This is a genomic window from Pseudoalteromonas denitrificans DSM 6059 (assembly GCF_900112265.1).
Taxonomy (GTDB): Bacteria; Pseudomonadota; Gammaproteobacteria; order Enterobacterales; family Alteromonadaceae; genus Pseudoalteromonas; species Pseudoalteromonas denitrificans.
On the sequence record NZ_FOLO01000001.1, the window covers coordinates 168,398 to 191,486 of the forward strand.

The following is a 23,089-nucleotide window of genomic DNA, read 5'->3' on the forward strand; positions in this document are numbered from 1 at the left end:
TAACTTTAATCAGTTTTATAATTTTGCTTTTCTTCTAATTCACTCACGGCAAGTTCTACTCGTTTAATTTCTCTAATAAGGCTACTTCGACTCATTTCATTAAACAACCATTGTTTAGTGGCAACTTGAAGTTGCAAGCAAACGATAAGTAGAATACCCCAAAAAGTTTGTAACTCAGAATCAACAGTAAAAAATTGATATGCACACCAGAGTAAAGCTGCGCTGATGATGACAGTTACTATATTAATTAATACAAACCAACGTCGCATGCTACCTTTAAAACCCGATGCTAGCATTGATGTTAATCCGCCATTTTCTTGCGCTAAAATTTTATCTATTTCAGCAGCATCATTTTCTAACTCTTTTTTAATTTTTGAATCTATTGTCATGATATCTCTCCTTTATTACGATTAAATCGCTCATGTAATATTTTGCGTGCTCTATTTAGTCTAGATTTAACCGTACCACTGGGTATTTGCAGTACTTGAGCGATTTCTGATATTTTCATCTCTTCTAAATAAAACAAATAGACAGCTTGCTTATCAATTTCGGGTAATTGCTCAATCAAACTAAGTAAAGTAGTAAAATGTTCACTTTTTCCAATCTCGTCACCTTCAGGTGCTGTGATATTTTCTAAAGATATATCTTGTTGGCAATCAGCTTCGTTTCGTAAAGATTTTCGCATCAAATCATAAGTACACCACCTTACAGCTTTAAAAATCCAACTTTTAAAAGCCCTAGGATCATCTAAAGTTTTTAATTTTTTAGCTATTCTGATCCAAGCATCTTGCACTGCATCTTGTGCTTGATGACGATCACCACAGAGTTTAAAAGCAAATCGAGATAAAGACGTTTGATAATATTTACAAAGAAAAGTAAATGCTTTTTCGTTACCTTGTTGAGCCGCAATAACAAGCAAGTCTTCTTCTGCTTTATGCATTTAAAATTTCCGTTATTTTATTATTCATATAGCAAGACGTAATAAAGATTAAAAAGGTTCACAAAAAATAAATTAACTTATATTTTTTGTCCAGAGCGTTTAATTTAAATACAATTCATAATTGAGGTAAAGTGAGGCTAGTGTTAAGATCCGACCACTTGTAAATATTAAAACAATCGAATAATAAGAAAAGGGTTATGGAGTCGTATTTTTGGGTATTGCTATTTGTTGCAATGCCAAGCTTTTATATCTTATGGCATCAAGGGCGCAGTTGGAGCCGAGAGAGTTGGTTATTGATTTTAATGGGGACTTTGTTAAGTATTTTAACTGGTGAGGTTAGTATGGGAACCCATGAGGAAATTAATGCTCAAAGAATTCATTTAACATCTTGGTTTTCAGTATCTTTATTCTTATTCTTTTATATAAGAAAAGATAAGGCATTTATTCAGCCTACATTGATGTTTACGGGGAGTTTTTTATCGCTATTCATTGCTGATATTGTAACTGCTATGATCCACATCCCTGGCTTTGAAGTACTGAGTATTGGGGGGGCTGGTTTAGTTGATGGTCTGGTAGTCGTGCCTTTTTTCACTTCTCTGATGGCTTTCTTAATTTTGACATCATTAGAGCGTCGTAATGAAACCGCTTTTAATATTTAAGCTTCTTAAATATTTAGTAAAATAAGAGGTATAAACTCTACATTAATGGGAGTTTATACCGTTTCAAATAAATTCTTAACTTTTTCTAATGTAATGTCTATTTCTGAAATTTTAGCGGGTGCAATAAAAATGGTATCGTCGCCTGCTATCGTACCTAAAACACCATCCGCTTTGCCTAGTGAATCGAGTAAACGTGCAATTAATTGAGCAGCACCAGGACTTGTACGTATGATGATCATCATTTCATTGTGCATGATGTCTATTACTAGCTGTCGCAACGGGCTTTTTGCTGTTGGAACACCCATTTCAGCAGGTAAACAATAAACCATTTCTTGTTTGGCATTACGTGTTCTGACCGCACCAAACTTGCTTAACATACGCGATACTTTACTTTGACTTATATTCGTAAAACCTTGATCTTTTAAAGCATCAACAATTTCACCCTGAGAGCCGAAGTTTTCTTCTTTCAATAAGGCTTTAAAGGCTTTAACTAAAGCTTCTTGTTTATCTTGAATTTGCATCTGGTAACTTTTTTGAACGAGTTTCGTAAAGTTTACACAAGTTTTATCTTCAAGCCTATATTTGAGGCGATATTTTCATCTGTATTGAGTGTAAATGCTTAAAATTGAAATTATTTACAACTATAGTCGAAACTTTGCTTATTATTTACTGGATTTAATTGTCTTTGTGCGAGATTTTCTTTATCTTTATGGGCAAAATTTATTACCTATTTTTTATTATTGGAGAATACAAATGAAAGTTGCTGTTTTAGGTGCCGCTGGTGGTATCGGTCAAGCTTTATCTTTATTGTTAAAAACTCAATTACCTGCAGGTTCTGAGCTATCTTTATATGATGTTGCTCCAGTAGTTCCTGGCGTTGCTGTTGATTTATCACACATACCTACTGATGTTAAAGTTGCAGGTTTTGGTGCTGATAGCTTAGGTGATGCATTAACTGGTGCTGATATTGTATTAATTCCAGCTGGTATGCCACGTAAGCCAGGAATGGATCGTGCGGATCTTTTTGCTGTAAATGCGGGTATTATCAAAACATTAGCTGAAGGTATTGTTGCCAATTGCCCTAAAGCATTAGTAGGTATTATTACTAACCCTGTTAACGGCACTGTACCAATTGTTGCTGAAGTATTTAAAAAAGCAGGTACTTATGATGCAAGTCGTGTATTCGGTATTACTACGCTAGACGTCATCCGTTCAGAAGCATTCATTGCTGAACTTAAAGGCTTAAATGTAGCTGATGTAAAAATCCCTGTCATTGGTGGTCATTCTGGTACTACAATTTTACCTCTGCTTTCACAAGTTGAAGGTGCAACTTTCACTGATGAAGAAGTTGCCACACTTACTCCTCGTATTCAAAATGCGGGTACTGAAGTTGTTAATGCTAAAGCGGGTGGCGGTTCAGCGACTCTTTCTATGGGCGCAGCAGCAGCACGTTTCTGTATGTCTTTAGTTAAAGGTCTACAAGGTGAAGACGTTGTAGATTACGCATATGTTGCTGTTGAGAATGGTGATGCACCATATTTCGCTCACCCAGTACGCTTAGGTAAAAATGGTGTCGAAGAAATCCTTTCTTACGGTGAGTTAAGCGCATTTGAAGAAAAAGCTAAAAACGATATGTTAGCGACATTAAAATCAGACATCCAAGAAGGTGTTGATTTTATGGCTTAATAAGCTATAAATTGTGCTAACAATATCGCTAGCTCAAAATAAAAAAGGTTTGCTAAAGTAGCAAACCTTTTTTATTGATACATTAGAATTTTGATTTATGAATCACGTGCTACGGCTAATCTAGCTAAACTTTCTAAAGCAATTTTATAATCACTGTCAGGAAGAATAGATAAACACTTGATTGCTTTTTCTACTTCTAGTTCTGCTTTTTGTGTAGTGAACTCTAACGCTTTAGTTTGTGCTAAAGTAATTAAAATATCATCTAAATAATCTAAGCCATCACATTTCTCAATCGCTTGTCTGATTTGTTGTACTTGTTCAGGTGTACCATGGCGCATTGCGTAAATAAGAGGAAGAGTTGGTTTTCCTTCAGCGAGATCATCTCCAATGCTCTTACCGAGAATGGCTTGATCTGCATTGTAGTCAAGCACATCATCTACAAGTTGAAATGCTGTTCCTAAGTGCATACCGTAAAGTCGCATTGCTTCGACAATGTTATCATCTTGTTCTGTGATGATGGCTGATAATTGAGTCGCAGCTTCAAATAGTTTTGCTGTTTTACTGTAAATAACTTGCATATAACTTTCTTCAGTCGTATCAGGGTCATTGCAATTAATTAATTGAAGTACTTCACCTTCTGCAATAACGTTTGTTGCATCAGATAAAATTTTCATGACTGACATTTTTTCTAAGTTGATCATTAACTGAAATGAACGGGTGTAGATGAAGTCACCAACTAATACACTTGCCGCGTTGCCAAACTCAGCATTCGCAGTTGGATTTCCCCGTCTTAAATCTGATTCATCAACCACATCATCGTGCAATAATGTTGCCGTGTGAATAAATTCAATTATGGTTGCTAAGGTAATATGTTTATCACCCTCATAGCCTAATGCTTTTGCTGCGATTAGACTCAGCATAGGGCGAATTCGTTTACCACCACTATTAACTATATATAGACCTAATTGGTTAACTAAGGCGATATCAGATTGCATTTGTGCGTAAATTAGTTGATTAACGCTATGCATGTCTTTTTCAGTTAACGCCTGGATAGTTTTTATATCCATTGAGCTTGGAACCTACTTTCTAATGTGATGGTTATTTTGGCTGCAATTATACATAATAAATGGCCTCGCTTAATAGTTTAATTTTTCTAAAAATATGAGTTTATTTAAATTTGTGTTTTTATTGAACTTTGGCTTGCTTGTTATTTCGATTTACCGTAGAATTCGCGACCATTGAAAAATATATTAGTTGCGCCGATTTGAGGGCGCACAACGGAGTTAATTATGTACGCGGTTTTCCAAAGTGGTGGTAAACAGCATCGTGTGACTGAAGGTCAAACGATCCGTCTTGAGAAGTTAGACGTAGAAACAGGTGCATCTGTTGAATTTGATAAAGTTCTTTTAGTTGCAAACGGCGAAAAAATTGAAATCGGCGCACCATTTGTTGCCGGTGGAAAAGTTTCTGCTGAGATCGTATCTCACGGTCGTGGCGAGAAAGTTAAGATAGTTAAATTTAACCGTCGTAAGCATTCTCGTAAGCAAATGGGCCATCGTCAATGGTTCACTGAAGTTAAAATTACAAGCATCAACGCTTAATTAGGAGTACGGAAAAATGGCACATAAGAAAGCAGCTGGTAGTACTCGTAACGGTCGTGATTCAGAAAGTAAACGCCTAGGTGTTAAGCGTTACGGTGGTGAGTCAGTTCTTGCTGGTAGCATCATTGTTCGTCAACGTGGTACTAAATTCCACGCTGGTACAAATGTAGGTATGGGTAGAGACCATACAATTTTTGCAAAAGCTGATGGTAAAATCAAGTTTGAGCAAAAAGGTTCTCTTAACCGCAAATACGTAAGCATCATTACTGAGTAATATCTACTTTAATGTATGCTGAAAAACCTCGCTCAGGCGGGGTTTTTTGTTTTTAATGAGTATATACCTCAATAATTTAAAACTTATCTAGAATATTTAGCTATATATTCAAGAATTTATCGTTTTGCACCTAATTCACTTTGCTATTGTAAACTTAAGCTATAATTCAGTGATACTTGATAAGTAAGCGCAAGCGAGATACAAATCTAAGGGTTGTTATGAAATTTGTAGATGAAACTGAAATCCGTGTAGAAGCTGGTGATGGCGGTAGTGGAGCTATGTCTTTTCGTCGAGAAAAGTATGTTCCTTTTGGTGGACCTGATGGTGGAGATGGTGGAGATGGTGGAAATATCTATCTTGAAGCTGATGAAAATTTAAATACTTTAATAGATTATCAATTTGAACGTTTTCATCGCGCTGAACGTGGAACTAATGGCCGTGGTGCTAATTGTACTGGTAAAAAGGGCGAAGATATGTGTTTGAAGGTACCTGTCGGTACCCGTGCCCGAGATATTGATACAGATGAAATGTTAGGTGATTTAACTGAGAATGGCCAACAGCTTTTAGTTGCTAAAGGTGGCTTTCATGGCTTAGGAAATGCACGTTTTAAAACAAGTACTAACCGAGCACCACGTCAAAAAACTTTAGGTACTCCAGGTGAAGTTCGCCAACTTAAATTAGAACTTATGTTATTAGCTGATGTAGGCTTATTAGGATTACCTAATGCTGGTAAATCAACTTTTATACGAAGTGTTTCTGCTGCAAAACCGAAAGTAGCGGATTATCCATTTACAACACTTGTGCCGAACCTGGGTGTGGTTCGTCCTGCAATGAATAAATCATTTGTTATCGCTGATATTCCAGGATTAATTGAAGGTGCAGCTGATGGTGCAGGTTTAGGTATTCAATTCCTGAAACATTTAGAGCGTTGTCGTGTTTTGTTGCATATTATAGATATTTTACCAGTAGATGGTTCTGATCCTGTTGAAAATGCAAAAGCAATTATTGGCGAATTAGCAAAATATAGCCCTAAACTAGCAGAACGTCCTCGTTGGTTGATCTTTAATAAAATAGATTTGTTACCTGCTGATGAAGCAAAACAAAAGTGCACTGAAATTGCTGATGCTTTAGGTCAAACAGAAAATGTTTATCAAATATCAGCGATTAATAAGCTTAATACAGATCCTTTATGTTTTGATATTTCAAATTTACTTGACTCTCTGCCTAGAGATGAGTTTGTAGAGCAGCAAAAAGAAGATGTTGAATTTAAATGGGATACATATCATGAAGGTGCAGTTATTGATGAAAGTGGCTCTTTTGAAGACGATGAAGATTGGGATGAAGACGATTATGATGTAGAAGTTATCTATCAAAGATAAAGTCTATATGTCACTTTATTAAAAGGCGCATTAGCGCCTTTTTTGTAACTTTTTTAGTGCATAATAAAAATTCGAATTAATTTAAACTAATGATAAAGTATTGGATTTTAATATGATGATTTCTATGATCGCTGCGATGGCAAAAAATCGAGTTATAGGTAAGAATAACAAGATGCCATGGCATTTACCCGCTGACTTAAAACATTTTAAGGCTGTCACTTTAGGTAAACCTATCATTATGGGCCGTAAAACATTTGAATCAATTGGTCGCCCTTTGCCTGGTAGAAAAAACATTGTTATTAGCAGAGATTTAACCTACAAAGCTGAAGGTATTGAAGTGGCTGCAACCCCTGCTGAAGCCCTTGATATAGCTGGAGAGGTGCCTGAGGTAATGATTATAGGAGGGGGGCATGTCTATGATGTTTTTTTGCCTCTATGTAATTGTCTCTATTTAACACATATAGATTTAGATGTTGAGGGGGACACGCAATTCCCAGATTATGAAGCACATAATCAATGGAATAAATTAGAAGTTAAAGAACATAAAAGTGACAGTTCTAATCCTTATAACTATACTTTTATAACGTACAGTAATTAAGGCTTGCTTCATTGCACATTTTTTAACTTACTGATAGAATTTGATTTAACTTAGTAGTTATAAAGTATTGAACAGGGTACGGTTAATGAAATTCAAGACAACACTTGTATTAAGCACTTTAATGTCAGCATCTATTTTTGTAAGTATGCCAACTTTGGCTAATGAGCAATTAGCTGCTAGTTTATGTGATTATGTTGCAGCAGACGATAAAAGTAGATTACGTAAAAAAATTAAAGAGTCGCGTGTTAAATTGCGGAATATATTTTCGGGTGTTACATGTTCTGGAAATAACCTTTTAAGACATGCCATGGTGAACAATGCAGATGGAACTGGGCAGTTTATGGTTAAAAAATTGCCAAAGGCACTTTTAGCGGCCGGTGGTGATGTGGATTGGGCTAATTCAAATGGCCATAGCGCTTCTCCAATTGTTGCAAGTATTAAAGCAAGAGCTGGAATTTAAATCATCTTTTGAAATGATAGAGGTTTAATATGAAAATAATTATAATTACTACATTGAGCATTGTTTTAGGCAGTTCAGTGTTGTTTTCTTCACCGGTGCAAGCAAACGAACAACTTGCGGCCAGCTTATGTGATTATGTGGCCTCAGATGATAAAAACCGCCTTAGAAAAAAGATAAAAGAAACAAGAGTTAAGCTAAGAAATGTTTTTTCTGGAATTACTTGTGCCGGCAATAATTTATTACGTCATGCTATAGTTAATAATGCTAATGGAGCTGGAAAATTTATTGTTAAAAAATTACCTAAAAGCTTATTGGCGGGTAATGGAGATGTAGAGTGGGCTGGTTCTAATGGACATGAAGGTTCTCCTATCGTTGCAGCAATAAAAGAACGAGCAGGTCTATAGTTTTTATAGTTAGTTTTAATTCAGAAAAGCGCCATAGGCGCTTTTTTCATTTTTGATATAAGTGAATAACTCGACTTTAGGATACAAAAAAACCAGATGTCTATGCCATCTGGTTTTTTGTAATTGTGATTTGCTATAGCTTACACTTTAAATTCATCTACAGATAATCTTAGCTCTTCAGCTAATTTAGCAACCTCTTGACTTGCTGTTGATGTTTGTTCAGCTCCTGAAGAAGCCTGTTCAGTAATTGAAACGATAGACTCAAGTCGCTCGCTTATTTCCAAAGAAACATGATGTTGTTCTTGTGCCGCTGTTGATATTTGTTCACTCATATCGTGAGCTTGAGATACGGCTTTTGTTATAAGCTCAAGCGCGTTACTTGCTTGTTCACTTTGGTCTACACAAGAAACGGCTTGCTCTTTACCTTTAGCCATAACGGATACGGCCTCTTGCGCACCTGATTGTAATGATTCGATCATAGCTTGAATCTCTTGAGTTGACTCCTGAGTTTTACTTGCAAGGGAACGAACTTCATCGGCTACCACTGCAAAGCCACGGCCTTGCTCTCCAGCTCTTGCAGCTTCGATTGCTGCATTTAAAGCTAAAAGGTTAGTTTGCTCAGCAATACCTCTGATAACGTCTAAAATACCACCAATTGAAGCACTGTCTTGGTTAAGCTTATTAATTACAACTGAGGCTGAATCAACTTCATTTGCTAGTTTTTCAATGGTGTCTTTATTTTTAGCCGAAATTGTTTTTACACGCTCAGCTTCGCTGTCTGCATGTTTTATCTCATTTAATGCTTCTTCCGCACTATGAGTAACTGATTGTGAAGTACTGCTCATTTCAGTAGTTGCTGTAGCGGCTTGTTCTACTTGTGCGCGTTGTGCTTGCATGGCTTGACTTGATTCACTCGTAATCGTAGATGTTTCTTCAGATGCAGCTGCAAGTTGTGTTGACCGAGAAATGATCCCTTGAATTAAATTCCGTAAATTATCTATTAGTGTATTACAGTTTGTTGCAAGTTCACCAAATTCATCTTGTGCGGAATCATCTAATTTTCGAGTCATATCACCTGAAGCAACAGTCTCTAAAATACTATTAACTTCAGCAAGGGGTCTTGTGATCCGCTGTACTGTTATGTACGCAACAAATATAGCCATGAATGTCGCAATAGCCATTCCTGTTGACGTCCATAAGTTGGCTGATGAAACATTATCATTAACTTCACCTTGAAGGTTGAATGCTAATTCACTTGATAGCAACACAAGTTTGTCTAGTTGCTCTATTGCTGTTTTTGTTTTAATTTCAGCTTGAACTAACGCTTTTTTTGCTTCAGTAAGTGCATCTAAATGTTGCTGTTTATTTGCCGCTAAAGAGGCATTACCTAAAATGTTATTTTTAAGTATCGTAAAAAAGCCAGTAAGGTCACTTAATAAATCAGGTTCGTTATCTTTAAGTGCTTCTTGTAATAGCTCTAAACCTCTTTCTAAATCAGTAATACTGAACTTTTGTTCGTTGTTAAGAGTTTCTAACGTTTTTGTACTATTGACGGCAATAAGATCTGTACTATTACTGACAATAGATAAAAAGCTATTTTCCATATTACTTGCTGCTTGGAAGGCTCTTGGTGCTGAGCTTTCAAGATCTCCGGCATCAATAAGATCTAATACAACAGTACTGGCATCGTCAGCATTAATTTCAACTTCTTCTAGTTGCGTGGTTAACGCTTTTTCAAGTTGTAAGACGGATTTCTTTTTTTTGTATAACCGGTTAACACTTTGTGAAAAATCACTGAATGTTTGTTTAATTAACCCATTTGCATTTGCTAATTCCTGATTATTATTAACTGTTAAAGTAAGCTTTTTATAAGATGAATTGAAACCAGCACGTATTTCTTCGAATTCAGCTTTCAGTTTATCTAATTCAGCATCTTTTTGTGCGTGATAGATCTCTAAATCAATTTTTCCCATCATTACAAATGCGACTTGTAACTCAGAACTTGTGCTTAAGGCTGGCAAAGATAACTGATTAACAAGTTGTGTTGATTGATTTATATTGGCAATTTTCCCTAACGAATTACCTCCAATTAAGAGAAGTAAAAATGTGATGAAGACGAATCCACCCCAGATCCGTTGACTAACAGTTAGGTTCATATACATTCCTATTGAACAACTAAAATATTCTACTCAGGATATCGGACGAAATTCCAATAAGTTGAGTGCGACTAATAATAAATTTAACAGATCTTTACAAAATAAACAGTAAATTGCGAGAATCGATTGAGTTTGAATTGCAATTTTTAATTCAAACTGCTGTTTGCGAGGTTTTTACACCACTTTTTAACTCTATTAGGGTCAATGAATTTCCCCAAACACATCCTGTATCTAAAGCTATTGTGTTTAAATTTGTAGTCTCTCCTAAAAGAGATGCCCAATGACCAAAAAATATTTTTGTAGACTTTAATTTTTGCATTTGTGGATGTTCGTACCAGGGGATTAACTTCGGGAATTTTTGAGGGGAGTCCTTATGAATAAAGTTCATTTCAGAAGAGGAAGTTAAAAAACGCATTCGAGTAAAAGAGTTGATAGTATAGCGAAACTTATTTATTTCACTTAAATTCTTAGACCAAGATAATGGTTCATTACCGTACATATTCTTAAAATAATATAAGGCATCTTTACCTTGATATTTTTTTTCAGCATTAGAGGCTTGTTTTAATCCTGTTTCGAGATCCCAGTGAGGGGATAAACCAGCATGGCAAATTAAAGATTGATATGACTCTAACCAAATCGCTAAGGGTTGTTGTTGTAAAAATGAAATAAGTGCGGGTAAATCTTTTGCATTAAATAAGTTGTCGAGCTTATCATTTTTTTTAGGTTTTTTATTTAAATGGTATGTGGCTAATAAATGTAGATCATGGTTCCCTAAAGTGATGTGGGCGCTACCTTCTAAGTCGTTTAAATATCTTAAGCAAGAGAGTGAGTCAGGCCCTCTCGCAACAATATCACCAACTAGGTATAAATTATCCTGACTTGGATTAAAGTTTACTTTTTTAAGTAATAAAATAAACTCTTCGAAACAGCCCTGTAGGTCGCCAATAACATAATCAGCCATTAAGATATGTTTCCTTAATGTAAAATATTAGGAGTTGATAGCCTAAATACTTCAATCGGTGCTTTGAATTCAGTACCAAACTCATTTCGCATTATATAGTGACCTTGCATTGTGCCAACAGGCGTATCTAGCTGAGTGCCACTGGTATATCGGTAACTTTCACCTGGAGATATACTTGGTTGCTCACCAACAACACCATCACCTTCAACTTCAGTTTCTTTACCATTAGCGTCAGTAATTAACCAAAAACGGCTTAGTAACTTTGCACTGCATAAGCTATGGTTTTTTACCGTGATTGTATAAGCAAATAGGTACTTGTCTTTTTCAGGTTCTGATTGGGCTTCAATATAAAAAGTTTCAACAGAGACTTTTATAGGGGAGCCTAAATTACTTTTACTTGTCATAAGAGGTAGCGTCATTGTTTTCAATATCTTTTTTGTTGTCAAATAACCAGTTAGCAATTTCAATAAACTGTTCAAGACTGATATTTTCAGCGCGCATCTTTAAGTCTAAACCTAGGTTTTCTATTTGTTCTGGCGTTAATAAGTTCGATAAACTATTACGTATTGTTTTACGGCGTTGATTGAAAGCCTCTAAACATACAGTATTTAACATTTTTGTGCTTTTAGCTGTCAGTTGTTCAGGTTTTTTAGGAATAAGCCTTACAACTGCTGAGTCAACTTTAGGCGCAGGTTTAAAACATTCAGGGCCAACTTCAATAACAGGCATTGCATGACAATAATATTGGGTCATAACACTTAATCGACCGTAGGCTTTACAGTTAGGCTGAGCTGCCATGCGTTTAACCACTTCTTTTTGTAACATGAAGTGCATATGTTCTATATTTTGAGCATATTCAAATAAATGAAACAATAAAGGGGTTGAAATGTTGTAAGGGAGATTACCAAATACTTTGAACTTACACTCATCTTTTACTAACTGAGAAAAATCAAAAGTCAGTGCATCACCTTGGTGAATTGTTAATTTATCACCAAGAGTTGGATGGTATGTTAAGCGCTTAACAAGATCTTTATCTAATTCTACAACAGTTAAGTGACCAGCAAGAGCGGTAACTGGTTCGGTGATAGCACCTAAACCAGGGCCTATTTCTACTAATGTATCTTCTGGTTTTGGATCAATCGCCGTAACTATTTTATCTATGATACCTTCATCATATAAAAAGTTTTGTCCAAATCGTTTTTTTGCTCTATGGCCTAAATGTACTTTATCTGTCATTAATAATTACTTTATCTTTTGTTGCTAAGTGAATGGCTTCACGTATAGCTAATTCAAAACTACCCACTTCAGCTTTTCCTGTTCCAGCTAAATCTAGTGCCGTTCCATGATCAACTGAAGTGCGAATAAAAGGTAAACCTAAGGTGATATTAACCGAGTTACCAAACCCTTTGTATTTTAGCACAGGTAACCCTTGATCGTGATACATAGCTAATACAGCATCAGTTTGATTTAAATATTTATCTTGAAATAAGGTATCTGCTGGTAAAGGTCCAGTAATATTCATTCCTGTTTCATTTAGTCTTTGAACCGTTGGAATTATCGTTTCTAATTCTTCTGTTCCTAAATGACCATCTTCACCTGCATGAGGGTTTAGACCACACATTAAAATCCTAGGATTCTTTATACCAAACTTTTCTTGTAAATCGTGATGTAGTATTTCAGTTACTTTGATTAAACGTTCTTCGGTAACTGCTTTTGATACATATGCTAAAGGTATATGTGTTGTAACGAGTGCAACTCTTAACCCTTGCGTTGCTAACATCATGACAACATCAGAAGTATTAGTTTGCTGTGCAAAATACTCTGTATGGCCGCTAAATGATATGCCCGCTTTATTTATAATACCTTTGTGTACAGGACCCGTAACAACAGCAGCAAATGTACCATTAGTATTTTGTTCCGAAGCATGACGTAGGGTATGTAAAACATACTCACCATTAGCTTCATTTAGCTCACCTGGAATTGCTGGGGCAGCCAAATCTATTTGGCTAAAATATAATTCACCCGCTTGACTTGTTTTTGCTGGCTCTGAATCGTTAAATTCAATTAATTTAAGAGGTAAACATAATTGTTTAGCTCTTTGTTCTAATAAACTTTTATCAGCAATAGCTACGAGTTGCACTGGCCAATCATGTTGAATTAGTTTTAATAATAAATCAGGACCAATGCCAGCTGGCTCTCCAGGTGTAATTGCTATTCTGATTGTCATTAATTTTCATCCACAACTAATTCTACATAAGCTTGCTCTCTTATTTCTCGCTGCCATGCGAAACTTTCTTCTTTATATTTTTTGTTATACAACATTTGATGAGCACGGTTTCTTTTTGCTAGATCCGTTTTATCAGCGACACGTTTTTCTAAAAGTTGTACTATATGCCAACCAAATTGAGTTCTAAATGGCTCGCTTAGTTCATCTTTTTTAAGAGCTAATAAAGTGTTTTTAAAGGCTGGAACATAAGTTGTTGGGTCTGTCCAGTCATACTCGCCACCTTTTAATGCTGAACCTGGATCTTCAGAGTGTTCTTTAGCAAGCTCTGCGAAGTTAGCATTTCCATCACGTAAATCTTTAGCAAAACCAGCTAGCATAGAGCGTGCTTTTTCTTCACTTACGATGATTGAAGGTTTTATTAAAATATGACGAGATCGCACTTCAACAGTTTCAACCACTTGACGTCCTCGTATCTCTTGTATTTTAACAATGTGGAAACCAGCACCAGAACGTAGGGGACCAATAATTTGACCTTGTTTTTTTCCTTTTGCAGCTTCAGCAAAAAGTGTTGGCATTTCATTTATATTCATCCAACCCATTTGTCCACCTTCAAGTGCTTTAGGGCCGCCTGAGGATGCGATTGCTATGCGTTTAAATTCTTTACCTTCGTTTAGCATCTTGATTACTTTGTCTGCTCGTTCTTTTGAACTTGCAATATCTTCGGCAGTTGCATCGGCTGGAATATCAACAAGGATATGTCCTAAATTATACTCTTCGCTGGTGCCTTGTTGTTGTTCCATTATTTTAAGTAAATTATCTATTTCTTGCAGGCCAACATAAATCCGACGGTCGACATTACCACGTAAAACCTGCTGAGTGGTCATCTCTGTTCTAATTTCTTCTCGGTAAGCTTGATAATTATCACCGGACTCTTCGATGGTTTTTCTTAGGTCAGCAACGGTACCATTTTGCTCTTTTGCCATGGTCATTAAGGTTTGATCTAATTGACCATCAGATATTTTTAAGCCCATACGTTCGGCCATTTGCATCAATAAAGATTGATTTATTAAACGGTCAATCGCTTGATTATATAGAGCTTTGTCTGATGGCAGAGTTTGGGATTCTGCTTTAGCTCTGCTTTTTACACGATTAATAATTGAATTTACTTCGCTTTCTAAAATAACGCCTGAATTTACAATGGCAATTACTTTATCAAGCTCAACTTCTTTTGCGATTATATGGTTACTAAGACCTAAATTAAGGCTTAACCCCAGAACTGTACCTATTATTAGTTTTTTTAACTTCATTTTAATTTCTTGATTTAATTATTTATAAAATAGGGGCGACGATAACCAAAAATGCCTTGTTCTAATAACTTTTTAGCATCATAGTTACTTTTACCACCTAGCCCTTTAAATACAAAATTCAGTCTAAATCCTGAATTAAATACCGCATTTTGTTGCTCAAGACTTGAAATAGATTGATTTAAATCTGTTTCAATTTGCCTGTGACCTGTAAGCTGAATAGCCCAACAACATGATTCGTATTGTAAACCTGACAATATTTCAACACTGCGATTGTGCTCTATATCTCTTTGATAACTTGCGATAAATTGCCAGTTATCTGCAATTGGTATACTTGTAAACGCACCTATTTGTTCAATTGTATTGTCTGAGACATCATTTGCAAAGCGATGGTTCAATTGTACTAGCTGTTTATTATCACCTTTATAATCTAAAGTCATATGTGACTGGATTAATTCTTTACCATCGACATCATACTGAATACCTGCGCCTAAATACCATCTTCTGTGCCAATGTAGCATGGCTTCACCAGCAAACAAGGAATTATAATTTTTTTGTTTACCTAACTCTTGATTTGTGGGCTTTGCTGAATCTGAAAGATAAAAAGTCTGGCCAGCACTTAAATTAAATACTTCATCATTTTTTTCGCTAAAGATGCGTGTTGTTGCTCCCACAGTAAATTGATTTGCTGCAGCAATTCTATCAACGCCCGAAAACTGTTTATCACGAAATAAACCAAAAAAATCATCCTGTAATTTAGTTGTATCATATAAGCCAATATTGCTTTGGTCTCTAGTCGGCACATATAAATATTGAACTTGTGGCTCTAAAGTTTGAGCGCCATTTTTGACTAACCAGTTTGTTTTTCTTTCTAAGTTAAGTTGGCTGTGAAGCCTTATTTTTGGCAAAGTTCTATTAATATTCTTTTCATAGACAGTATTTTCTGAATTTATATTTTGTTGGTAATGTGTTTGCAATATGCTTAATTCAGATAAAAAAGACCAGCCAAAATCTTGAAAATTAAATTGAATTTTTGGTTCTAAATGGAATCTTGAAGCTTCTGTAATTCTATTGTCTGAATTTGAGTTCCTAAAGTGACTCATTTCCCCATTTAAAGTCAATTGAAAGTCGTGCCATTTTAAAGCTTTAATTTGATTAAATGTTATTTGCGGTAAAGCTGAATATGAAGCTAAATGATCACCCAAAACTTCAAAATTTTGTACTTTTACATCTGTTTGCCATATTTTACCGAAATACGTCAATATGCCGGTTCTATTTAATTGTGTTTCTGTTTTATTGGCGTAGCTTGAATCGAGATCTGTTAAATAATTATCATCACTTACATTGGTTACATCAATACTGGCTCGCCAGTCTTCACTAATATTACTTTTTTGTTGCCAATGGACTAAGTACCTTTCATTGAGCTCTTTTTCAGATTTATCTTCATTTAAGAACTCAAGTGCAAGTAAACCTTGATGTTGTTCAGTTAAATAACGAAATTCAGAATTCATTTGAATACCTTGGTTTGCCATATACCTAGGTGTTATTGTTGCATCAAAATTAGGTGCTATATTCCAATAAAATGGCGTCGCAACTTCAAAGCCATATTTTGATGATGGGCCAAAACTGGGTATTAAGAATCCTGATTGGCGTTTATCTGAAATGGGGTAGGTAAAATAGGGTAAATAAAGTACAGGAGTATCAAGTACTTTAAATGTCATACCATATGTTTCACCCCAGCCTTCTTCTTGAGATAAAATGATTTTATCTGCTTGGATTGACCAAACTTCGTTACCAATAGGGCAAGTGGTATAACTACCGTCACTTAATATAAATTCATTTTTATTTATTGACAGTTTTTCAGCTGAACCACGGCCTAATTGTTGGCTTAATTGATATTCAGCACCTAATAAATTAATTTCAGATGAATTAAAGTCTGCATTTAAGCCCGAACTTTTAATTTTAGCAATTAAATCTTGATAGCTGATAGGTCCAGTAGCATTAAATAACCCCAATTGTTTGTCGACTAATGCAGCGCTAGCGGTAATATTAAATTTAGTTGAATTAATGTTAACATCGCCGGAAAATTCAGCGCTTTCGGTACCTAAAAGTTCAACGTCATCGGATTGAATCACCATACTGCCAAACTGTATGTTTTTTAATGGTGACCAGTTTGGAGCTTTATTTATGGCGTTACATAATAAAGGAGCATCCTTGGCTTGACTTGATATTGATATACATAAACCGCAGAACAATATAAAGCCCCTGGATTTGTTCATTTATTAACCTTAATGCTCTGTTGGTTAGAGAGAACTGCATATAATAAAACAATTTAGTTAATTTCTCTAATAAATGAGATTGCAATATTAGTAAAAAATTGTATTTTACTGTGTATAAATTCGAAAAAGCTAAAATATGAGGAAATATAATGTGGGGTAAATTACTGGGAACTGCATTTGGTTTTTTATTTGGTAAATTTTTCGGTGCGGCATTAGGTTTTTATTTAGGTCATATGTTTGATAAAAGTTTAAAGCAAGACTTTGATAAGGTTGGTGGTTTTCAAAGTTTATTTTCAGGTGAAGATGTAAATGAACGCCAGGCATTATTTTTTTATACTTGTTTTTCTGTTATGGGGCATATTGCAAAATCAAATGGGCGAGTAAGTGAAGTACATATTAAAGCAGCTTCGATTTTTATGGATGAAATGGTTTTAAGTGGTGAGAGCCGCCAAGAAGCTCAAGATGCTTTTACTGCAGGAAAAGAAGAAGACTTTCCTTTAAATGACACTTTATCTGATTTTAAAGCACGTTTTTCTGGCCGGTTTGACTTATTACAATTATTTTTAGAAATTCAAATTCAAATGGCTTTCAGTGACGGTCATTTATCATCAAAAGAGAAGTTACTTTTACAAAAGGTCAGTAAGCAATTAGGTATATCAAAAACACATTTCGCTTTCATTTTAAAGCGCTACCAAGCAGAGTTTAATTTTAGATCCGGTCAGCAAAAAAATAATACAGAAACAACAAGTAAAATGGGGCGCAAGCAAGCACTTGAGGCTTTGGGGCTAACTGATAGCGCTAATGATAAAGATATTAAAAAAGCATATAGAAAGTTAATGTCGCAGCATCACCCTGATAAACTGGTCTCACAAGGGTTACCTAAGCATCTTATGGAAATCGCAAATAGAAAAAGCCAAGATATTCAAGCTGCTTATCAATACCTTAAAAAATAACCTTCATATGCCTATTTTTGTAAGGAAACCATAAATTTCTTTGAGTAATCGGGCATGTTGTGTTGTTGATGTATTATCACCAAATAATTCACGTTGGCGGTAATCAAGTTTATGATTTTTTCTATTTGCTTTTTTACGGTTTGAAATTTCGGATAACACCCAGTTATTATCATTGCTATGATAAATGTCTAATACGGGAGGCATAATACTTGCTATTTTTTGACTTAAATTATGATTTAATTTTATATCTGGTAAATAGCTGCTAAGTAAAATAACTGCATCCACTTCTTCTTCAGGTTTACCATCCAAAAACTCAACAAGCATTGCGGATGTTGCTCCTTGGGCAATAATGATAATAAAGCCTGGGTGCTCTAGTGCTTGTTGATATATGGCCTTAAACCGACTTGTAAGCAGTAACCTGTAAGTTTTCATTTCGATTTCAGGTAAAGAGGGCAAGTCTGGAGCATGAAATAAGGTTTCATTGGGTGTGGCCGGCACTGTATTTAAGGTAATTTGGTCGGGTACATTTAATGCGTAAGTGACCCAGCCATAATCGTTAAGTTGTTTTCTTAAATGATCTAAACCTAATTGATTATTGGCGGGTAAACTCCAATCAGGAAATAGAATAGCAACGCCTTTTGCTTGAGCTGCAGTGTGCTCTCGAAATAAAGTAATAAACTCTGTATCACCAGCAAGAATACTTTTCACTTCATCACCTTGTAAATAGTGATATAAATCTTGCTGATAAATACTTTCGAGAGATGCAGGCGCTTTAATTTCGACATCTTTTTCATCTTCAGCACCAGCCAAAAAGCTCATATTACTTATAAAAAATAATAGCGCACAACAAATATTAACTCTCAAGGTATTCCTAAATCTTGCTAAGTGACATATTAATATCGGCTTTGAATGAAAAAACCTTAAAAATATACCGCAATTAAGTGTGCGATGTTTTTATTCTCTTTATTATAAAAGAGAAGGTTATCGCCTGAAATTTTATAATGATGTATCTGATCCATCATAGCTAAAATGGTGTTTTCTTGCTTCATGCCTTCAATGCACCTTAGTTTAGCTGTAGATACATTGTTGAAATAAAGCTCGTTTTGGAGGTCATGATATTGAGCATTATAATTAGATTTTACTGTATATTGACCATTGAATATATTGCATCTGGCATAACCTTTAAAGTTACCGTCATGCTTTAATTGAATATAGGCCTCTCTTTTATCCTCTGTTATTTTGATTTTAATTGTGTTTACTTTGAGTAATTTCCAATAGGTATTAGTTAAAGGCGCATTTGACTTATGCTTATTATTTAAATATGAAATTTGAGTGCTTTGGCATGCTAGCAAGTAACTCATAATGAATATGATAAATAAATGTATTTGAAGTTTATTTATCATATTCATTGAAACCTCTATAAATCTAAATACTTGATATTTAGAAAGGGCTTGGGGCATTAAACTCTAGTATAGCTTCAGTTACTGGGTGACGTACTGATAAATACTCAGCATGTAATTGTAATCTGGGAGCCGCTTTTAAAGCTTTTTCATGGGCATAAAGCCTATCACCTAAAATAACATGATCTTGTGATAGCATATGAACTCTTAACTGATGAGAACGACCTGTAATTGGGGTTAATGCTACACGTGTTACTGAGCTGCCACAGTCAAGTTTTTGAACTGATAAAACTTGCCAAAGTGTTTGAGAAGGCTTACCACGTTCAAAATCCACCATTTGTTTTGGCCGGTTTGGCCAGTCGCAAATCAGTGGTAAATCAACTAATCCAGATTCTGGTATCAGTTCACCCCAAACTATTGCAATATAACGTTTTTTCGTTTCTCTTTGCTGGAATTGACGGCTGATATGTCTATGAGCTGGTTTATTCAAGGTCATGCAAAGTATGCCTGAGGTCGCCATATCTAAACGGTGTACTATGGTCGCGGTTGGAAAAACACGTTGAACGCGTTTTTCTAAAGAATCTGCATGTTTAGGGTCTTTTCCTGGAACAGTTAATAATTCACTGGGTTTGTTTAATACAACTAAATCATCATCTTGATAAATAATTTCTAGGTAAGGATCGGTTGGTGGATTGTAATTAAATAACATGCAGAGCTCGTAAATTTAAATAATATTAAATTGGCAAGCTAATATATTATTAACCTGCCAATTGATCAATGTGCTAATTAACCTAAGTGTTCAGATAACGCCTTCCTACAAAAGTTATGTCGCAGTTGGTATTAATGTGTTACCACTATTAAGCGAATTGCATCTAACTTAAGCTGAGATTTAGCAATGTATTTCTCTAAATCATTTGCTTGATCAGTAAAAAATTGAACCTCTTCGTCACGAATATTCGGATTGATTTTTTTCAATGCGGTTAATCGCTCAATTTCCTCTGTCATGGCAAGTTGCATTTTTTCAGCTGCAGCTTGTTTTAAGTCTGTTAACTGTTGCTCTGCTTTGCTTGTCGCGTTTGTGATCAAAGGGTGTACAGCAGCCTGTAATGCCCCTGCAAGTTTACTTGCTGTCTGGCGACCTACAGCTGAAAGTTGTTGATTAAATTGTTCAAAATTTACATTACCCGCTAAATCGTTACCTGTTTTATCTAATAAGATGCGAATAGGGGTTGGCGGTAAAAATCGGCCCATCTGTAAAGACTTAGGGGCGCTGGCTTCTGCAATATAAATCAATTCTACAAAATAGTTACCAGCAGGAAGTTTTTTATTTTTTAATAAAGCAACAGAGCTTGAACCAAAATCATCGTTACAGATCATATCCATACAGCCTTGTACCATAGGATGATCCCAGCTGATCAGGTTTAAATCCTCCTGTGCAAGCGCAGTATCTCTATCAAATGTGACTGTCATGCCATCATCTTTTAGCATCGGAAATGAAGGTGTTAACATGTGCTCTGTTGGTTTTAAGATAATCGAGTTTTCACCTTTATCTTCTTGATTTACTCCAAATATATCAAATATTTTGATCATAAATATTGCAAGGTCAGTTTCATCATCTTTTGCTGTTATGATATCGACTAATTCTTGTGCACGGCCTTGGCCACCCGAATGCAGCTCTAATAAACGATCTCGCCCTTGTTCCATTTGCTTTTTAAGTTTTAAATTTTTGCTGGCTGCTTGTTCAAGTAAGGGGTCTAATTCTTCTTCATCACAATTATGTGCTGCAATAAATTCAAGTAATTCTTCAGAAAATTCTTTATACAGTAATTGACCTGTAGTTGATGTTTGCTCAAATGCATTTAAGCCTTCGTGATACCAGCGGTATAACACTTCTTGTGCGGTATTTTCAAAGTAGGGCACGTGAATTTTAACATCTTGTGTTTGACCTATGCGATCAAGACGTCCAATTCTTTGCTCCAATAAATCAGGGTTTAAAGGTAAATCAAATAATACTAAATGGTGTGAAAATTGGAAGTTACGACCTTCTGAACCAATTTCAGAGCATAATAAAACTTGTGCTGCATCTCGTGCATCTTCTGAAAAATATACGGCTGCACGGTCACGTTCTAAAATACTCATACCTTCGTGGAAAACGGCAGCTTTGATTGCTTCACGTTCTCGTAACTCTTGTTCTAAAGCAAGTGCTGTTTGTGCTTGAGCACAAATGACTAATACCTTTTCTCGTTTTAGTTCTATTAGTTTATCAATTAACCAGTTCACTCTGGGGTCAAACTTGGTCCAGCTGGCATCACTGCCTTCAAACTCTTGAAATATTTTTTCAGGGAAAAGCGCGCGTAATGCGCTTTTTTCTGGTTTTTGTGCTCCACCCATATTACCCATAACTGACATAGCAGTTGTATACTGTTTAGGTATTGCAACGGGGTAGGTGTGCAACGTACGTCCAGGGAAACCTTCAATACCACTACGGCTATTTCTAAATAAAATACGTCCAGTACCATGTCGGTCAAGTAGCATATTTAAAATTTCACTACGTGCTGGTTTTTTATCGTCAGTATTTTCTGCTTGCTCTAATAAAGTTTCAATATTAGTTTCTTTTAATAATGATACTAATGTTGATTTTGAATCAGTAGACAGAGGTTTATCTGTTAATAATTGATTTGCAGCGTCTGCAACTTCTTTGTAATGGCTTTCTTCTTCTACAAATTTTTCGTAGTCATAAAAGCGGTTTGGATCGAGTAACTTTAATCTTGCAAAGTGGCTTTCGTGCCCTAGTTGATCCGGTGTAGCGGTTAATAAAATTAGTCCTTTTATGTCTTGGCTTAATTCTTCAATACGCTTATATTCTGTACTAGGTTTGTTTTTATCCCAAATAAGATGGTGAGCTTCATCAACTATCATTAAATCCCAATCAGCTAAGGCCGCCTGTTCAAACCAACGTTTTTTCTTAGTCAAAAACTCTAAGCTGGTTAAAATAAGTTGTTCAGTTTCAAATGGGTTTGGTGAATCGGCATAAGCTTCTGTACAACGTTCATCATCAAATATAGAAAACTTAAGGTTAAAACGACGTAGCATTTCTACTAACCACTGATGTTGTAGATTTTCTGGCACTACAATTAATACGCGAGAAGCTAAGCCACTGATAATTTGTTGATGGAGTATCATGCCAGCTTCAATTGTTTTACCTAAACCAACTTCATCTGATAGTAATACTCTTGGTGCAAAACGTTTACCTACTTCTTCAGCTATGTATAGTTGATGTGGGATCAAACTGGCTCTAGGTCCAATTAAACCTTTTAGTTCTGATTGTTGACTCTGATGTTGATATTGCCAAGTATTATATCTGAGAGTATATCTATCAAATCTATCTATTTGACCTGCAAATAACCTGTCTTGTGGTTTATTAAACTTAATAAAATGATCGAGAAAAGTTTCTTTTAATTCTGTTTTTTCATCTGTATCAGTGCGAGTACCTTGATAGGTTAATAAGCCATTTTTTTCTGAGACAGATTCAACTATTAACTCCCACTCTTCGGTAGAGCGTATTTTATCCCCAAGATTAAAAGCTACACGTGTTATGGGAGCTTCTTGCATTGAATAAAGACGGCTATCGCCTGTTGCCGGAAATAAAACTGAAATATGGCGTCCTTCAATAGCGACGACTGTTCCAAGTCCCAAGTCTGATTCTGTATCACTTATCCAACGCTGACCTAAGGAAAAATTCATTTATTTACTCTAATCCTACACAAAAAAAGGCGGCTATGTTAACTGCAATTGCGTTGAGTTTCAC

The 23,089-nt window shown here is 35.5% G+C and carries 24 protein-coding genes; 9 read left to right on the forward strand and 15 right to left on the reverse strand.

Annotated elements, in window-relative coordinates; genetic code table 11:
* Positions 1-5: 5 nt before the first annotated feature.
* Complete coding sequence (locus BM088_RS00590) at positions 6-389, reverse strand: DUF6768 family protein (protein WP_091978788.1); 384 nt, start codon at positions 387-389, stop codon at positions 6-8.
* On the reverse strand, positions 386-940 hold the full coding sequence (locus tag BM088_RS00595) for an RNA polymerase sigma factor (protein ID WP_091978790.1): 555 nt from the start codon (positions 938-940) through the stop codon (positions 386-388). The genes BM088_RS00590 and BM088_RS00595 overlap by 4 nt, the downstream gene beginning before the upstream one ends.
* A gap of 197 nt (positions 941-1,137) precedes the next feature.
* On the opposite strand from BM088_RS00595, the gene BM088_RS00600 reads away from it, so the two are divergent.
* Positions 1,138-1,599 carry a hypothetical protein gene (locus BM088_RS00600; protein ID WP_091978792.1) on the forward strand — a complete coding sequence of 154 codons (462 nt, stop codon included), beginning with the start codon at positions 1,138-1,140 and terminating at the stop codon, positions 1,597-1,599.
* Between the two features lie 53 nt (positions 1,600-1,652).
* Here BM088_RS00600 and argR read toward each other — a convergent pair whose 3' ends face one another.
* Positions 1,653-2,120 (reverse strand): transcriptional regulator ArgR, encoded by a 468-nt coding sequence (gene argR / locus BM088_RS00605; protein ID WP_091978793.1) that lies wholly within the window; start codon positions 2,118-2,120, stop codon positions 1,653-1,655.
* A gap of 232 nt (positions 2,121-2,352) precedes the next feature.
* Here argR and mdh point away from each other — a divergent pair, with 232 nt between their 5' ends.
* Entirely contained in the window at positions 2,353-3,285 is a 933-nt protein-coding gene (gene mdh / locus BM088_RS00610) for a malate dehydrogenase (RefSeq protein ID WP_091979118.1), read from the forward strand.
* 95 nt (positions 3,286-3,380) lie between these two features.
* Here the strand turns inward: mdh and ispB are convergent, their stop codons facing one another.
* Complete coding sequence (gene ispB / locus BM088_RS00615) at positions 3,381-4,352, reverse strand: octaprenyl diphosphate synthase (RefSeq protein WP_091978795.1); 972 nt, start codon at positions 4,350-4,352, stop codon at positions 3,381-3,383.
* A gap of 222 nt (positions 4,353-4,574) precedes the next feature.
* Between ispB and rplU the strand changes: the two genes are divergently transcribed.
* From rplU to BM088_RS00645, 6 genes are all read left to right on the forward strand, one after another.
* Positions 4,575-4,886 carry a 50S ribosomal protein L21 gene (gene rplU / locus BM088_RS00620; protein WP_042147360.1) on the forward strand — a complete coding sequence of 104 codons (312 nt, stop codon included), beginning with the start codon at positions 4,575-4,577 and terminating at the stop codon, positions 4,884-4,886.
* Between the two features lie 16 nt (positions 4,887-4,902).
* Positions 4,903-5,160, forward strand: coding sequence for a 50S ribosomal protein L27 (gene rpmA / locus BM088_RS00625; protein WP_091978797.1), 258 nt, complete (start codon positions 4,903-4,905; stop codon positions 5,158-5,160).
* A gap of 218 nt (positions 5,161-5,378) precedes the next feature.
* Complete coding sequence (gene cgtA / locus BM088_RS00630; RefSeq protein ID WP_091978799.1) at positions 5,379-6,539, forward strand: Obg family GTPase CgtA; 1,161 nt, start codon at positions 5,379-5,381, stop codon at positions 6,537-6,539.
* 112 nt (positions 6,540-6,651) lie between these two features.
* The gene (gene folA, locus BM088_RS00635) at positions 6,652-7,137 is read left to right on the forward strand and encodes a type 3 dihydrofolate reductase (protein WP_177207903.1); all 486 of its coding nucleotides are present in this window, start codon (positions 6,652-6,654) and stop codon (positions 7,135-7,137) included.
* An 85-nt stretch (positions 7,138-7,222) separates the two neighbouring features.
* The gene (locus tag BM088_RS00640) at positions 7,223-7,597 is read left to right on the forward strand and encodes a DUF3718 domain-containing protein (RefSeq protein ID WP_091978800.1); all 375 of its coding nucleotides are present in this window, start codon (positions 7,223-7,225) and stop codon (positions 7,595-7,597) included.
* A gap of 29 nt (positions 7,598-7,626) precedes the next feature.
* Entirely contained in the window at positions 7,627-8,001 is a 375-nt protein-coding gene (locus tag BM088_RS00645) for a DUF3718 domain-containing protein (RefSeq protein ID WP_091978802.1), read from the forward strand.
* A 140-nt stretch (positions 8,002-8,141) separates the two neighbouring features.
* Here BM088_RS00645 and BM088_RS00650 read toward each other — a convergent pair whose 3' ends face one another.
* The 7 genes from BM088_RS00650 to lptD form a co-directional block, all read right to left on the reverse strand.
* Positions 8,142-10,157 (reverse strand): HAMP domain-containing methyl-accepting chemotaxis protein, encoded by a 2,016-nt coding sequence (locus BM088_RS00650; protein ID WP_091978804.1) that lies wholly within the window; start codon positions 10,155-10,157, stop codon positions 8,142-8,144.
* A 151-nt stretch (positions 10,158-10,308) separates the two neighbouring features.
* Complete coding sequence (locus BM088_RS00655) at positions 10,309-11,118, reverse strand: symmetrical bis(5'-nucleosyl)-tetraphosphatase (protein ID WP_091978807.1); 810 nt, start codon at positions 11,116-11,118, stop codon at positions 10,309-10,311.
* A gap of 14 nt (positions 11,119-11,132) precedes the next feature.
* A complete protein-coding gene (apaG, locus tag BM088_RS00660; RefSeq protein WP_091978808.1) occupies positions 11,133-11,522 on the reverse strand; it encodes a Co2+/Mg2+ efflux protein ApaG in 390 nt (129 codons plus the stop codon).
* Positions 11,512-12,354 (reverse strand): 16S rRNA (adenine(1518)-N(6)/adenine(1519)-N(6))-dimethyltransferase RsmA, encoded by an 843-nt coding sequence (rsmA, locus tag BM088_RS00665; protein ID WP_091978810.1) that lies wholly within the window; start codon positions 12,352-12,354, stop codon positions 11,512-11,514. Before rsmA ends, apaG begins: the two co-directional genes overlap by 11 nt.
* Positions 12,344-13,345, reverse strand: a complete 1,002-nt coding sequence (gene pdxA / locus BM088_RS00670) for a 4-hydroxythreonine-4-phosphate dehydrogenase PdxA (RefSeq protein WP_091978812.1) — start codon at positions 13,343-13,345, stop codon at positions 12,344-12,346. Before pdxA ends, rsmA begins: the two co-directional genes overlap by 11 nt.
* On the reverse strand, positions 13,345-14,652 hold the full coding sequence (gene surA, locus BM088_RS00675; protein WP_091978814.1) for a peptidylprolyl isomerase SurA: 1,308 nt from the start codon (positions 14,650-14,652) through the stop codon (positions 13,345-13,347). The genes pdxA and surA overlap by 1 nt, the downstream gene beginning before the upstream one ends.
* A gap of 14 nt (positions 14,653-14,666) precedes the next feature.
* The gene (gene lptD / locus BM088_RS00680) at positions 14,667-16,928 is read right to left on the reverse strand and encodes an LPS assembly protein LptD (RefSeq protein ID WP_091978816.1); all 2,262 of its coding nucleotides are present in this window, start codon (positions 16,926-16,928) and stop codon (positions 14,667-14,669) included.
* Between the two features lie 149 nt (positions 16,929-17,077).
* Here lptD and djlA point away from each other — a divergent pair, with 149 nt between their 5' ends.
* Positions 17,078-17,881: a co-chaperone DjlA gene (gene djlA, locus BM088_RS00685; RefSeq protein WP_091978818.1), complete on the forward strand. Its 804-nt coding sequence runs from the start codon at positions 17,078-17,080 to the stop codon at positions 17,879-17,881.
* 3 nt (positions 17,882-17,884) lie between these two features.
* Here djlA and BM088_RS00690 read toward each other — a convergent pair whose 3' ends face one another.
* The 4 genes from BM088_RS00690 to rapA form a co-directional block, all read right to left on the reverse strand.
* On the reverse strand, positions 17,885-18,745 hold the full coding sequence (locus tag BM088_RS00690) for a DUF3530 family protein (RefSeq protein ID WP_091978820.1): 861 nt from the start codon (positions 18,743-18,745) through the stop codon (positions 17,885-17,887).
* A gap of 56 nt (positions 18,746-18,801) precedes the next feature.
* Positions 18,802-19,290, reverse strand: a complete 489-nt coding sequence (locus BM088_RS00695) for an META domain-containing protein (protein ID WP_177207904.1) — start codon at positions 19,288-19,290, stop codon at positions 18,802-18,804.
* 31 nt (positions 19,291-19,321) lie between these two features.
* Complete coding sequence (locus BM088_RS00700; protein WP_091978824.1) at positions 19,322-19,990, reverse strand: pseudouridine synthase; 669 nt, start codon at positions 19,988-19,990, stop codon at positions 19,322-19,324.
* 131 nt (positions 19,991-20,121) lie between these two features.
* Complete coding sequence (rapA, locus tag BM088_RS00705; protein ID WP_091978826.1) at positions 20,122-23,025, reverse strand: RNA polymerase-associated protein RapA; 2,904 nt, start codon at positions 23,023-23,025, stop codon at positions 20,122-20,124.
* Positions 23,026-23,089: the final 64 nt, after the last annotated feature.

What these genes read in the sequence shown, in the direction of transcription:
- pdxA (WP_091978812.1), bottom strand. Translation starts at nt 13,345, where the DNA reads ATGACAATCAGAATAGCAATTACACCTGGAGAGCCAGCTGGCATTGGT.
- ispB (WP_091978795.1), bottom strand. Translation starts at nt 4,352, where the DNA reads ATGGATATAAAAACTATCCAGGCGTTAACTGAAAAAGACATGCATAGC.
- BM088_RS00600 (WP_091978792.1), top strand. Translation starts at nt 1,138, where the DNA reads ATGGAGTCGTATTTTTGGGTATTGCTATTTGTTGCAATGCCAAGCTTT.
- cgtA (WP_091978799.1), top strand. Translation starts at nt 5,379, where the DNA reads ATGAAATTTGTAGATGAAACTGAAATCCGTGTAGAAGCTGGTGATGGC.
- rsmA (WP_091978810.1), bottom strand. Translation starts at nt 12,354, where the DNA reads ATGACAGATAAAGTACATTTAGGCCATAGAGCAAAAAAACGATTTGGA.
- rpmA (WP_091978797.1), top strand. Translation starts at nt 4,903, where the DNA reads ATGGCACATAAGAAAGCAGCTGGTAGTACTCGTAACGGTCGTGATTCA.
- lptD (WP_091978816.1), bottom strand. Translation starts at nt 16,928, where the DNA reads ATGAACAAATCCAGGGGCTTTATATTGTTCTGCGGTTTATGTATATCA.
- BM088_RS00595 (WP_091978790.1), bottom strand. Translation starts at nt 940, where the DNA reads ATGCATAAAGCAGAAGAAGACTTGCTTGTTATTGCGGCTCAACAAGGT.
- BM088_RS00650 (WP_091978804.1), bottom strand. Translation starts at nt 10,157, where the DNA reads ATGAACCTAACTGTTAGTCAACGGATCTGGGGTGGATTCGTCTTCATC.
- rplU (WP_042147360.1), top strand. Translation starts at nt 4,575, where the DNA reads ATGTACGCGGTTTTCCAAAGTGGTGGTAAACAGCATCGTGTGACTGAA.
- surA (WP_091978814.1), bottom strand. Translation starts at nt 14,652, where the DNA reads ATGAAGTTAAAAAAACTAATAATAGGTACAGTTCTGGGGTTAAGCCTT.
- BM088_RS00695 (WP_177207904.1), bottom strand. Translation starts at nt 19,290, where the DNA reads ATGAATATGATAAATAAACTTCAAATACATTTATTTATCATATTCATT.
- BM088_RS00645 (WP_091978802.1), top strand. Translation starts at nt 7,627, where the DNA reads ATGAAAATAATTATAATTACTACATTGAGCATTGTTTTAGGCAGTTCA.
- apaG (WP_091978808.1), bottom strand. Translation starts at nt 11,522, where the DNA reads ATGACAAGTAAAAGTAATTTAGGCTCCCCTATAAAAGTCTCTGTTGAA.
- BM088_RS00655 (WP_091978807.1), bottom strand. Translation starts at nt 11,118, where the DNA reads ATGGCTGATTATGTTATTGGCGACCTACAGGGCTGTTTCGAAGAGTTT.
- BM088_RS00700 (WP_091978824.1), bottom strand. Translation starts at nt 19,990, where the DNA reads ATGTTATTTAATTACAATCCACCAACCGATCCTTACCTAGAAATTATT.
- BM088_RS00590 (WP_091978788.1), bottom strand. Translation starts at nt 389, where the DNA reads ATGACAATAGATTCAAAAATTAAAAAAGAGTTAGAAAATGATGCTGCT.
- argR (WP_091978793.1), bottom strand. Translation starts at nt 2,120, where the DNA reads ATGCAAATTCAAGATAAACAAGAAGCTTTAGTTAAAGCCTTTAAAGCC.
- BM088_RS00640 (WP_091978800.1), top strand. Translation starts at nt 7,223, where the DNA reads ATGAAATTCAAGACAACACTTGTATTAAGCACTTTAATGTCAGCATCT.
- rapA (WP_091978826.1), bottom strand. Translation starts at nt 23,025, where the DNA reads ATGAATTTTTCCTTAGGTCAGCGTTGGATAAGTGATACAGAATCAGAC.
- mdh (WP_091979118.1), top strand. Translation starts at nt 2,353, where the DNA reads ATGAAAGTTGCTGTTTTAGGTGCCGCTGGTGGTATCGGTCAAGCTTTA.
- djlA (WP_091978818.1), top strand. Translation starts at nt 17,078, where the DNA reads ATGTGGGGTAAATTACTGGGAACTGCATTTGGTTTTTTATTTGGTAAA.
- folA (WP_177207903.1), top strand. Translation starts at nt 6,652, where the DNA reads ATGATGATTTCTATGATCGCTGCGATGGCAAAAAATCGAGTTATAGGT.